The following is a 13,478-nucleotide window of genomic DNA, read 5'->3' on the forward strand; positions in this document are numbered from 1 at the left end:
GGCGTCGTAATATGGCACTTGTCATGCGCGGCGCATGGGCCTGTGGCCCCAGATGGCAGGCCATCGCCGGCAGGAAAAGAGAGATCTTTGGGGGCTTCGCCGCCCGTCCTGTCCCGAAAGGCTACAGATGAAAAGCCATGCCGGCATCAAACGCATTTACCGCCTGGCCCGACGCGGCGCCAATGCAACGGGCGGGTTCACACTCAACGCTGCCTGCAGCGCCGCATTGCTTTTGCTTGCCGGAGGTGCCCAGCAGGCCCAGGCCGCAGACGCCGCCAACGCCAGCGTGTCTGCAGGCGCCGCCAGCCTGGCCACGGTGGGCAACACCACCACCGTCAACCAGACCAGCCAGCGCGTGGCGATTGACTGGACCAGCCTGTCTACGGTGGCCAATGAGGCGCTGATCTTTAACCAGCCCAATGCGTCGGCGATTGCGCTGAACCGCGTCACCGGTAGCAGCCCGAGCGAACTGCTTGGCAGCCTTACAGCCAACGGCCAGGTGTTTATCCTGAACCCGAACGGCGTGCTGTTTGGCGCGGGCAGCCAGGTCAACGTGGGCGGCCTGGTGGCTTCAACCTTGGGCATGAGCAATGCCGACTTCATGTCCGGCAACCATGTGTTCACGGGTTCGGGCGGCCCGGTCGTCAATCGGGGCACGCTGAGCGCTGGGCAGGGTGGTTACCTCGCCCTGCTGGCGCCCGAAGTACGCAATGAAGGCGTGATGACGGCATCACTGGGCACCGCACTTCTGGCCGCAGGCAACAAGGTCACCCTGAACATCGACAACGGCAGCCTGCTGGGTTACAGCATCGACCAGGGCGCCATTAACGCGCTGGCCGAGAACAAACACTTGATCCAGGCGAACGGCGGGCAAGTACTGCTTTCCGCGAAAGCCATGGACAGCTTGACCACCGCCACGGTGAACAACACCGGTGTCATTGAAGCCAAAACGATCCAGAACAAGGCCGGCCGTATCCTGCTGATGGGTGATATGGCGACAGGCACGGTCAATGTGAGCGGCACGCTGGACGCCAGCGCACCGAACGGTGGCGACGGCGGCTTTGTCGAAACCAGCGCGGCCCATGTGAAGGTGGCCGACGGCACCGTCATCACCACGCTGGCGGCCAATAGCCACCACGGTACCTGGCTGATAGACCCGACCGACTTCACCGTCGCCGCGGGCAGCGGTGCGCTGACCGGCAGCGGCATAGGCGCGGGCACGCTGGCCGCCAGCCTCAACCTGGGCAACGTCGCGCTGGCGACCAACAATGCCGGCGGCACGGACAACGGCGACATCCACGTCAACGCTGCCTTCACCTGGAACGCGGGCACCACGCTGACCTTGAGCGCCTGGCGCAACATCAACATCAACGCGTCCATCACCTCGCAGCACGCCAACGGCAAGCTGGCACTGGAATACGGGCTGGGCGCCATCAATGCGGGGAACACGGCGACCTACAACGTCAGGGCAACGGTCAACTTGCAGGCCGGCGACAACTTCAGCACCCGGCTGGGCAGCGACGGCGTCACGGACCCGTACAAAGTCATCACCAGCCTGGGCGTGGCAGGCAGCACCACCGGTACCGACCTGCAGGGCATCAACGGCAATCCCACCGGCAACTACGTGCTGGGCGCCGACATCGACGCGAGCGACACGGTGAACTGGAACGCCGGCGCGGGTTTCGATACCCTGGGTGGCGTCGGCGCGCCGGGTATTTTCGAGGGGCGTTTTGACGGCCTCAACCACAAGATCCGCAATCTCTTCATCAACCGTCCGGGCGACAACTTCGTGGGCCTGTTCGGCCTCACGCAGAGCACCAGCATCCAGAACCTCGGGCTGGTGGGCGGCAGCATCACCGGCGCCGACTTTGTGGGCGCCGTCGCAGGGCAGGGCTGCTGCACTACCTTCAGCAATGTCTACAGCACGGCAACGGTGCAGGGCATTGACGAGGTTGGCGGCCTGGTGGGCGAACTCAGCCAGGGCGGCATCACCGACGCGTACGCCAGCGGCGCCGTGAGTGGCGCCGACAAGGTCGGTGGACTGGTCGGCAGCTCGCTGGACGGCATCATCACGCGCGCCTACAGCACTGGCCGCGTCACCGCCACCGGCATGGCAGGCGGGCTGGTGGCCGAACAGGTTGGAACAGCTGTGACAAACAACAGCTATTGGGACGTCAACACGTCCGGCCAGGCTACCAGCGCGGGCGGTGCCGGCAAGACCACCGCACAGATGATGCAGGCGGCCACCTTCACCGGCTGGGACATCGCCACGCAGGGCGGCTCAACAGCCGTGTGGCGCATTTACGAGGGCCAGACGGGCCCGCTGCTGCGCAGCTTTTTGCAGCTGCTCACACTGTCCGACACCAGCGTGGCCTACAACGGCGCGCAGCAGTCGGGCGCCGGGGCGCCGGGCATCACGGCCGCCAGCGGTACCAACCCCGGCAGCTACTTCGCCTGGTCGGGCCAGGAAGGCTATGACATCACGGGCGGCACGCTGACGATCAGGTCAGCCGGTTCGGGCGGCAACTTCCTGATCGACGAGGCCTACCGCAGCGCGATGATCTACCTGGCCGGCGTGAACCGCTCCGCGAACCCCCGCATCGGCCTCAGCCCCGATGCCCAGGTCGATGCCCTGAGGACGGCCGCCGCCGAAGCCGGCAACACAGGCGAGGACGAGTAATTCTCAAGCGCATGCAGCGGCTCCCTTGGCTTCAGACCAGCAGGGCGGCGAAACCGGCTTGGCCGGGCCGTCGAGAGCTGTGCGTAGAGCTCTGGATGCTATGGTTTTAATAGCTGCTTGCGCCCGTCTGTATTGCCTAAAAGCCTGATTTCATGCTTAAAAATCGGCCAAAAAGGCCTTTTTTGGCATCTACGAACCCAACGGGGGCCGGAAAAATGGCGAAAAACTGCTTTTTCAGGAAATTTCGGCTCTTTCTTCAGCACTAAAAGTGCCTGAATGGCAATAGTAGCGGGCGCAAGCAGCTATTAAAAACATAGCAAGCGACTTCGCCGGCGGGGCCGTGTTGCCGCACGGATACGACGGTGTTGAAACGCAACAGGCAGTCGTTTCTCCCATGCCTTCCAGCAGTCAATTCATGGATACTTATGGTTACCTTCACGGGGCCCTAGTTACCCCGCTCGTCCAGGCAGTAGCCGGATTTTCTGACTTCCGAAAAGACTCTCATGAAAAGTCACGCCAGCATCAATCGCATCTATCGCCTGGTCTGGAACGCCGCGTTGGGCCTGTGGGTGGCGGTGGCTGAAACCGCCAAAGGCCGAAGCAGGGGCGGCTCGGGGCGCAGCGGTGTTGAAGTTGCTTCCGTCGGCCCCCGTGAGGGTTTCGTTTTTGTCCTGCATGCACGTTGTCGCGCCGCCGTGGTCATGCTGCTGGCGATGTCCGTCTTTAACTTGCAGGTGCATGCTGCCGATGCGCTGAATTCCACCGTGGTGGTGGGCAGCGGCAGCGTCAGCACCAGCGGCGCCACCACCACCATCAACCAGGCCAGCCAGCGCCTGGCGATTGACTGGACATCGCTTTCCACGGCAGCCAACGAGGCGCTGCGATTCAACCAGCCCAATGCACAGGCGATAGCGCTGAACCGCATCACCGGCAGCAGCCCGAGCGAGTTTTTGGGCAGCCTGACCGCGAACGGCCAGGTGTTCATCCTGAATCCCAACGGCGTGCTGTTTGGCGCCGGCAGCCAGGTCAATGTGGGTGGGCTGGTAGCTTCCACGCTCAGCATGAGCAATGCTGACTTTCAGGCTGGCAACCATGTGTTCACAGGCTCAGGCGGTGCAGTGGTCAACCAGGGCACGCTCAACGCCGCCCCCGGTGGCTACCTCGCTTTGCTGGCCCCCGAGGTGCGCAACGAAGGCGTGATGACGGCGAGTCTGGGCACAGCCCTGCTGGCTGCCGGCAACAAGGTCACCCTGAATTTAGACAACGGCTCCTTGCTGGGCTACAGCATCGACCAAGGCGCCATCAACGCCCTGGCCGAGAACAAACACCTGATCCAGGCCAATGGCGGGCAAGTGCTGCTGTCCGCCAAGGCGATGGACAACCTGACCGCGGCTACTGTTAACAACACTGGTGTCATTGAAGCGAAGACCATCGCCAACAAGGCCGGGCGCATCCTGCTGATGGGCGACATGGAGCACGGCACTGTCAATGTGGGCGGCACGCTGGATGCCAGCGCCCCCGATGGCGGCAATGGCGGGTTCATTGAGACCAGTGCCGCCAATGTGAACGTTGCAGCCGGCACGCGGGTCACGACCAAGGCAGCCGATGGCCAAAGCGGCACCTGGTTGATCGACCCGGTGGACTTCACCATTGCCGCCGGCAACGCGGCGCAAACCACTTCCGGCATGGGTGCGGCCACCTTGTCGGCCGCATTGAACGCCGGCAACGTGAGCATTGCGACGGATGGTTCCACGGCTGGCAATGGCGACATCAACGTCAACAGCGCAGTCAGCTGGGCGAGCCCCAGCACCTTGACCTTGACGGCGCACCGCGACATCAACTTCAACGCCAACGTGGCATATTCCGGCGGCGCGGCGGGGGGGCTGACCGCACAAGCCACGCGCAACATTACCGGCGGGGGAACCCTGAATCTGGGCATAGGCGGCGGGACGTTGGACATGACGGCCGGCGACAGCATCGGCGGCACCGACGGCCTGGGGCAAATCTTTGCCGGCAGTTTGAAGCTGAAAGCCACCACGGGTGAAGTGATCATGAATAGCGGCGTGGACTGGCAGGCCAGCTCCTTTGACCTGTACGCGGGTACCGACATTCGGGGAAATGCCGGCGCCGTCAATGCCACCATGACTGCGCCCGGCGGCAGCTTCACCGCTTCCGCGGGCAACACGGGCAATGGCCGAATACGCATCAACAGCTTCTCCAATGCCATAGGCACGCTGAACCTGACCGCCCTGGGGACAGGCGGAGGTGGTCAGGTCGACTTTTTGAGTGCCTCAGCCATCGGCAACGCTTCCATCACGGCCGCGCGTGACGTGAACGTCAGCGCGACCGGCAGCCTCAACCTCAATGCCCTGACCCTGACGGGTGCCAACCAGAACGTCAACCTGGCGGCCGGCGGTGGCACGCTGACGACGCTGGGTGCCCTGAACACCGGCGCAGGCAACCTGACCCTGTCGGGCGGCTCTATGTCTCTGGGCGGCGCCTTGAGCGCCAAAGATCTCAGCCTGACCGCAACGAGCGGGCTGAACATCAACCGGGACCTCACGGCGACCGGCAACCTGACACTCGCCGCGAGCAATGCGGCCATTCAGCAAACTGCCGGCGTCCTGGTCGCGGGCGGCACGACGACCGTCAATGCCGGCGCGGGTAGCGTCAACTTGAGCGGCCTCAACAATTTCAACGGCGCAGTCAGCGTCAGCAACCTGGGCGTGAACAACGTTGCGATCAACAACGCGGGCGGTGCGCTGACCCTGGGCACTGTGTCTGTCGGCAGCGGCACACTGAGCCTGACGGGCAACAACATCACCCAGACAGGCGCTATCACGCAGGCCGCCGGTGCGGGTGCAGTCACCATCAACGGCGGCGCCAGCGCGATAAACCTGAGCAACGCGGGCAACAATTTCACCGGCGCGGTCGGGCTCAACAATACCGGCGTCAATGCCGTGACCATCCGGGATGTGAACGACCTGGTGCTGGGCCCATCCACCGTGCAGGGCAGCCTGACGGCGATTTCCAGCGACGGCTCCATTTCGCAAGCCGGCGTATTGAATGTGGCGGGTGCTTCCACGTTCACGCTGAACGGCACCAGCAAGGACGTGTTGCTGGGCACTTCGGCCAACACCTTCGGCGGCGGCGTGACGGTGAACGGCACCGGCAGCGTCAGAGACATGGCCTTCCGTTACGGCAGCGGTTTTGCCTTTCCCACCACACCCAGCTACTCCGGCACATTGACGCTGGTCAATGACGGCGGCGCCATCAACCTGGGCACGCAAACCTTCAGCGGCGGCCTCGCGTTGACGGCGGCCGGCGGCATCAACCTGTTCGGCGGTACGCTGCAGACGGGCGGTGCACAAACCTTCAACAGCGCGGTAACGGTTGGCGGAACCGTCAACCTGGTCAGCACCGGCGGAGGCATCACATTTGCCAACACGGTCAATGGCGCGAATGCACTGAGCACCACGAGTGCCGGGCCCACCAATTTCAATGCGTCGGTGGGCGCTACCACCGCGTTGACCAGCTTGAGCGTCACTTCGGGCGGCGCCATCAACGTGCAGACCGGCGCCACGCTGCGCACGGGCGACCTGATGATGACGGCAGCAGGCGGCATAGGCAATGGCATCGGCGGTGCAGCGGCTATTGATGCGGCGCGCCTGAGCGCCATCAATTCAGTCGGCGGCCATATTGCACTGTCGCACACCGGCACGGGCACGCTGGTGGTGACGGACCTGGGGCAGGGCGATGGCATACAGAACAGCGTCGTGGGCGGCAACGTCAGCCTGGCAGCAACCAACGGCAGCATCCAGGTGCTGGGCAGCAAGGTCAGTGCGGCCGGCGGCAACGTCGTGCTCGGCGCGGCTGGCGCCAGCGCGACGCATTCAGTGGAGATCGTGAACAACGGCGCTACCCAATCGAACGTTACTACCAACGGCACAGGCAACATCACCATCAACGGCAACCTGACGAGCGGCGGCGCCAGCGCCACCGGCGGCTCGGCGGGCGGCGTGGTCGTCACCAATTCCAACATCACCGCAGGCAGCGGAACCATCACTGTTACGGGCGACGCGGGAGTACCTTCCGGTTTGCCGCGGGTGTCACGCGGCGTGCGCCTGGACTCGGGTACAAAAGTCACCGGGGCCGGCAACATCAGCATCACGGGCCAGGTTGGCAGCAGTGCGTCGATTAACAGCGAGGGCCTGCAATTGGCCGGTGGGGCGGAAGTCTCCAGCACCGGTGGAGACGTTGCACTCACCGGTTCGCTAAACAATCCTTCCACCCTTGCTGGCACCGGCCTGCATGTCAGTGGCAAGGTGCAGTCCGGTGCGAGTAAAAAAATCACGCTCACGGGCTCGGCGACCGTGGGCGGCAGCTCTGGCACCGGTGTGGTGATCGATGGGGCGGCGGAGCTACTTGCCGGCACAGGTGGGTTGACCATTCTGGGCAGCGTCAGCTCTTCAACGACTGCCACCAACGTCATTGGCACATCCATCGTCACCTCCAGTCCCTCTGCCAGCCCCATCATCAGCTCTACAGGCGCAATAGATATTACTGGCACCATGAGTGCCGGCTCCGCTTCAGGCAACGGCGCTTTACGCATGGAGGGCGGCACCATCAACTCAAATGGCGCGAACATTGTTTTGCGTGGCTCCGGCGTGCCTGCGCCTGCGCCTGTGGCTGCCCGTGATGTCTATCTCGCCGGTACGACGGTCGCCAGCAGTGGCGGCGAAATCCAGATTATTGGCGACCGCGTCGAGATTCTCAGTACGGTCAATGCAGGGGCCGGCCGTGTGGTGATTGCGCCCTTTACCCCCAACCGGGAGATCAAGCTCGCGTCATCGGTGGGGGGTATTGAGGCCGTAGCACTGAATTTGAGTACCTCTGAGATCAACCTCATCACGGCGGGGGTGTTGCAGATCGGTACCCTGACGAGCACTGGCGGCATTGAGATTGGTGGCGCCATCACTGCCGCACCGGGACCTTTGCCGGTCATCAGCCTGCTCAATGCCGGCAGCATCACCCAGACGGGCGCACTCAGCGTTGGCAAGCTCCGCGCGGCGGGGTCCTCCGTGACCCTGACCAACGCCGGCAACCAGATCGATGAAATCAGCGGACGCTCTACCACCGGAGCATTCGCCGTTACCAGCAGCAAGTCCGCGCCGCTCACAGTGGGCACGGTTGACGGGTACGCGGGCATCAACTCGGGCAGCAACGCCACCACGCTGACCAACCTGAACGGCGCCATCGCACAGACCCAGGCCATTGTGGCCAGCAGCTTCACCGGCAGCGGTGTGGGTGGCATCAATCTCAACCTGGCTGCCAACCAGATCGGCGCTTTTACGGCGACCAATAGCGGCGCGGGCGACATCGTGCTGCGCAACGGCATCAACACCACACTCACGTCCCTCACCAATACCGGTACGGGCCGCATTGACGTCGACAACATCGGTACGGTCACGCTGGCGTCAAGCGGCATCACCAGCAGTGGCACGGCCGCGGGTACTTCCGCCGGCACAGCGGCGGTGCGCATCAAAGGCTCGCAGGGCATTGTGGCCAGCGGCGCGTTTCCGCACATCAGCAATTCTGCGGGCGGCTCGGTCTACCTCGACGGCGGCGCAGGCAGCGTGGGCACCAACCCCGCCGGCGCGGTGGGTATTTCCGCTGCGTCCGTCACTGCGGTGGCGGCAGGCGGCGCCTCGCAAGTCAACCTGAGCCTGGCGAACGGCGGAACGCTGGAGAACATCTTCGCGGCGGGCAGCGTGAATGTCACGGCCACGACCGGCAGCCTGGCGGTCAAGACGGTGTCAAGCAGCTCGGTCAGCCTCAGCGCCGCAGCCGGCGCCATCACCGACGCCAACGGCGCGGCGAATAACATCAGTGGGACGTCTCTGACTGCTTCCTCACAAAACGGCATCACGCTGGGCACCAACGTGAGCGGTGCGCAGGTGCTGGGCACCACGGGCGCAGCCGGCGACATCACCATCACCGCCGCCAATGCCATCGACACCAGCAACTTCAGCGTGAGCACCAACGCAGGTTCCGCCCAAACGGTCAGCCTGGCTTCGAATGCCGGCATCACGGTGGGCAGCGCCTTCGGCAATAGCCAGGACAAGCTCAAGCTGATCACGACCGGCGGCAACATCGCCGTCAACGGCGCGCTGACGGCCAGCGAACTCACGCTGAACACCGCCGGTACCAGCACCCAGAGCGCGGCGATCACTGCCACAGGCCTGGAACTGCTGGGCACCGGCAGCCATACGCTGAACAATGCAGGCAACGCGGTGACGACGCTGGCAGGCAATACCGGCAACGTCGACTACTCGCAGGCCGGTGCGCTGGCCATTGGCACCGTCAACACGGCAGGGCTGACTGCCAGCGGCAAGGTGCTGGTGCGTGCGACTGGCGCTGCGGGCGACATCACGCTGAACAATGCGGTCACCTCAGGCAGCGCGGCGAATGATTCGCTGGTGCTGGCTGCCGGTCGCAACTTCATCAACAACGCCGGCGCAACACCGCTGAACCCGGGCGCGGGCCGCTTCCTGGTGTATTCGACCGACCCGACGGCCAACACCATGGGCGGCTTGGCCTCTACAGGCAACGCCTTCAGCCGCACTTATGCGGCCAATGCGCCCACCGATGCCTCCATGACTTCGCTCAGCGGCAACCGCATGGTGTACAGCGTGACGCCGGTGCTCACCATCACGGGTGACAACCAGGCCAAGGTCTATGGCGCGGCCGACCCGGGCCTGACGTACACGCTGAATTCCGGGCTCGTGGCCGGCGACACGGCTGCAACCGCGCTGGCCGGCGTGCTGGCAGCGCCGACGGGTTCCGCGGCCTCCGCAGGCACGCACGCCATCACCCAGGGCACGCTGGCTTCAGCCCTGGGCTACGGCATTGCGTACACCAACGGCACCCTGACGGTGGGCAAAGCCACGGTGAGCGTGACGGGCATGGCGGCCAACAACAAAACCTACGATGGCAGCGCAACAGCGATCCTGGGCAACGTCGGCACCCTGACGGGCCTGGCCTACGGCGAGCTATTGACCCTGAATTCCACGGGTGCCAGCTTCTCCGACGCGAATGCCGCCAACGGCAAGACCGTGACCGCCACCTACGGCCTGGCCAACGGCGCGGGCGGCCTGGCCAGCAACTACCAGCTGGCGGCGGCGCCCGTCACGGCGACGGCCGACATCAACAAGGCCAACCTGAGCGTCACGGCCAACAATGACAACCGGACCGTGGGCGCCGCAGCCTATACCGGCGGAAACGGCGTGAGTTTCAGCGGCTTTGTGGGCGGCGAAACGGCTGCCGTGCTGGGCGGCGCGCTGACCTACGGCGGCAGTTCGCAAGGCGCGAGCGCTGTGGGCAGCTACGCCATTACGCCCGGCGGCTACAGTGCCGGCAATTACGCGCTGGCCTATGTCGACGGCGTGCTGACCATCAACCCGGTAGCAGCGCCTGTACCGGTGCCGGTAGTGCCAGGCGGCAGCCCGGCAAGCGACGCTTATCTGAGCGCGCTACGGAACATCGCGAGCCTTGGCGCTTCAGGTGACGGTGGCGGCGCGCAGGGAGGTGGTGCAGACCCCAGTGACGCCCTGAAAGCTGCCGCTGCCGAAGCCGGAAACACGAACGAGGAATAAGCCCACCCCCGTCCAGCCTCACTTCGTGTAGCCTGTTCCCCCCTCAGGGGGCGGCGCCTGCGGTCTGGCAAAGCCAGTCCCGCGGCCCCCGTTTGTGCGCACAGAACTCTTCAACCAGCATGAGCCGTGGAACCGGCTTTGCCGGGCCACAGGCGGGCGGCCCCCTCGGGGGGCAAGGAACTACACGGAGTGAGTGACTGTGGGGGCCAATGGAAGCCACAAGGTAAAGCGCGTGCCCGCCGGCCCCGATTGCCAGTTGACCGTGCCGTCAATGGTTTGCGCGCGGCGCCGCTGGTTTTGCAGGCCTTTCCCCGCGGCGTCGCCAAAGGCTTGGTCGACATCAAAGCCCTGGCCGTTGTCTTCGATGATGACCTGCACCCCGGCGCCTTCGATGGCAGTGCTAAAGCGGATCTCGGTCGCATGCGTATGGCGCAGGATGTTGGCCACGCTTTCCTGGATGATGCGCAGGATGTGCAGCGCGCTGGAAGGGTTCAGCCAGTCCAGCGTGGGGAGTACCTGCACTTCCCACAGCAGCGTGACGCCGGTGCCTTCCAGCCGGGGTTCGAGCCGGAAACGCAGTGTGGCCAGCAGCAGCAACAGGTCGGCCTCCACCGGCTCCATCGAGTCGATGGCGAGCTTCAGGTCGTCCATACAGTCCTTGAGGGTCTGCGTCACGCGTTCGTCGCTCATGCCGCCGCCTTCGATGGAGCGGATGGCGCTGATCAGCGTCGAGCCCAAGCCGTCGTGCATGTCCTGCATCATGCGCTGGCGTTCATCGCTCAGCATCTGCTGCTGGGCAATCTCGCGCAGGCTGCGGTGGCTGGCTTCAAGTTCGGCTTCGCGTGCCCGCAGGCGCTCGGCCAGGCTGGCGTTGACCTGCTCGACTTCCGCAATGGCGCCGGTGTAACGGCGGTACATCACGTAACCGAAGACGCTGAAGGTGATCGCGTTGGTATGCGGGCCCAGATACCAGTTTTCGGGGCTGATGAAATTGTTCTGTACCAGCCAGTCGGTCGCGCTAAAGAGCGTGGCCAGCACCGTCCCGATGGCCACCACCATGGCGCTGCGAGAGCGCCCCCAGGCGTTGATGACGCCCGCCGCGCTGACGCTCACGCCCATCAGTGCGGCCACCACATACAGCACTGGTGTGGTCCTCGGCGTGTTGGGCAGGGCCGACCACAGGGGCAGGGTCAGCAGGGCCATCAGCACGGACGCGGTGATCAGTGCCCGCGTCAGCCACAGTTGCTGGCGCCGGTGCAGCAGGCCGATTGAAAAGTGCACCACCGTGACCAGCCAGAACAGCGAGTTGACGGTGAACCAGGCAAACCAGTCATTGGCAATCGGGAAGCTCACATAAAAATGCAGGCCCCGCATGAAGGACATGGCCGCCAGCACAAAAAACAGCAGATAGCCCGGCTCATGCCGGCGCCGCAACCACACCAGCAAGGCGAAGATGCCGACCGCGAGGAAAGCCGAGCTGAACATCCCCGGCAATTCCTGCTGCAGCCATTGGCGGCCGTGGTAGCGCCAGCTGATGGCATCCACCGGGCCCAGCCACAGTGATGACAGCGCCACCTGCGTCGCAGCCGTGTGCTCGATGCGCAGCGTGATCTCGTGCGGCGGCCGGCCATCGGCTGATTTCTCCAGCAGCACCCACAGCGGCGTGTGCGGGCTGTTCCATAACGGACCTTGCTGCTGTGCGGTGTGTACCAGGTGACCGTCGGCATACACCGCGAGGGTGCCGTCGGTGCGCACGCGGGCCGCATACAGCGCCAGTGGCGTGGACGATGCCGGGGCCTGCGGCACGGTCAATCGAAACCAGCTGGTGCGTGTGACGGGGGCCACGCCGGCGGATGCTGCAGCCCGGGCCTGTCCCAGCAACGCTATGGGCAGGGCATGCGGCAGCGTAACGGGTTGCCAGCGGTCCAGCAGGATTTGGCCGTCGAGGGTGAGCGGTGGCGAGGTGAAGCCCGCATCGGTTTGCACCTGCCAGTCAGCCTGGGTGAGATGCAGGGCCGCCGCGCTTGGGGAACCATCCGCGCGGGTGCCCGCAGAGTCACAGGCGACAAGACCCGTCAGCACCGCAGCCGCTGCCAGCAGCGCTACGGCCATGCGGGGCGAAAAACGCAGGAGGCGGTGGTGATGAAAAGGCATTCGCGCGGGCAACTACTGCGCCAAAATGCCCTGGTTCCTGGCTTCGTAGATCGCTTCAGCCTTGGAGGTCACCTTGAGTTTGCTGTAGATGCGCCGCACAAAAGTGCGCACCGTGAAGTGCGACAACTCCATCAACCTGGCGATTTCCACCGCAGTGAAGCCTTTGGTGATGTAGTCCAGCACTTCTTTTTCACGTGCCGACAGCAGCGATGACGCGTCGATATCGGCGGGCGTCGTGCCGGCGCCAGCTGCGGTGCTGCGGCGAAAGCGCGCCAGCACCTGCCGGGCGATGATGGGGCTGATCGGGCTGCCGCCGCTGGCCAGGCTGCGAATCTCTGCCGCCATCTTCAGCGGTGAGCTGTCTTTCAGCAGGTAGCCGGCGGCGCCGGACTCGATCGACTGCATCACGTGCGTCTCGTCGCCAAAATTGGTGCTCACCATGATGCTGCAGGCCGGCCACTGTCGGGAAGCCGCGCGGATCACGTCGATGCCCGAGCCATCGGGCAGGCCTAAATCAACCAGCAGCACATCGGCCGGCGGCTGCTTCAGCATCTGCAAGCCTTCGGCACGGGTGCCCGCCGCGCCCACCAGGCGCATGTCAGAAGCGCCTTGCACCACGCGGCTCAGCGCTCCGCGAAAGCCCGGATCGTCCTCGACGATGGCGACATGGATCACGGGCAGGTCTTGTTCAGCGGGAGGTGCATTCATCAGGCAGACATTTTGCGACGGTTTCGGGCGCACGACTCGCTATTTGTGTAGCTCGTTTGTTCTACGTGCAGGCCGGTAACGGGTGTCTGGTCACCGGCAGGGCCTGTTCGCTGCCCGCCGGTGCCGATCATCATGCCACCCGGCCGACCGGTTTGCTATATTTTTGATAGCTGTTCGCGCCCATTTTTGTTGGTCTGCAACCCGATTTCGTCTCTAGAACGGGGCCCCTGAAGGTATCTGGCGTAGCGCATATGCGCTACAGACAGCGGCTTTCGTGATTC

Annotated in this window: 4 protein-coding genes; 2 read left to right on the plus strand and 2 right to left on the minus strand. The window is 64.5% G+C overall.

The features are described 5' to 3' along the window. Window positions 1-127: 127 nt before the first annotated feature. Together AC1DYQ_RS03325 and AC1DYQ_RS03330 are read left to right on the plus strand one after the other, a co-directional pair. A complete protein-coding gene (locus tag AC1DYQ_RS03325) occupies window positions 128-2,680 on the plus strand; it encodes a two-partner secretion domain-containing protein (RefSeq protein WP_477685556.1) in 2,553 nt (850 codons plus the stop codon). Window positions 2,681-3,183: 503 nt separating this feature from the next. After that, window positions 3,184-10,335 carry a two-partner secretion domain-containing protein gene (locus AC1DYQ_RS03330; protein WP_477685557.1) on the plus strand — a complete coding sequence of 2,384 codons (7,152 nt, stop codon included), beginning with the start codon at window positions 3,184-3,186 and terminating at the stop codon, window positions 10,333-10,335. Window positions 10,336-10,515: 180 nt separating this feature from the next. Here AC1DYQ_RS03330 and AC1DYQ_RS03335 read toward each other — a convergent pair whose 3' ends face one another. Both AC1DYQ_RS03335 and AC1DYQ_RS03340 read right to left on the minus strand, forming a co-directional pair. Next, the gene (locus AC1DYQ_RS03335; protein ID WP_477685558.1) at window positions 10,516-12,447 is read right to left on the minus strand and encodes a sensor histidine kinase; all 1,932 of its coding nucleotides are present in this window, start codon (window positions 12,445-12,447) and stop codon (window positions 10,516-10,518) included. 54 nt (window positions 12,448-12,501) lie between these two features. Further along, window positions 12,502-13,197, minus strand: a complete 696-nt coding sequence (locus AC1DYQ_RS03340; RefSeq protein ID WP_477685559.1) for a response regulator — start codon at window positions 13,195-13,197, stop codon at window positions 12,502-12,504. Window positions 13,198-13,478 lie beyond the last annotated feature (281 nt).

It is taken from the genome of Polaromonas sp. P1_F4 (assembly GCF_056405675.1).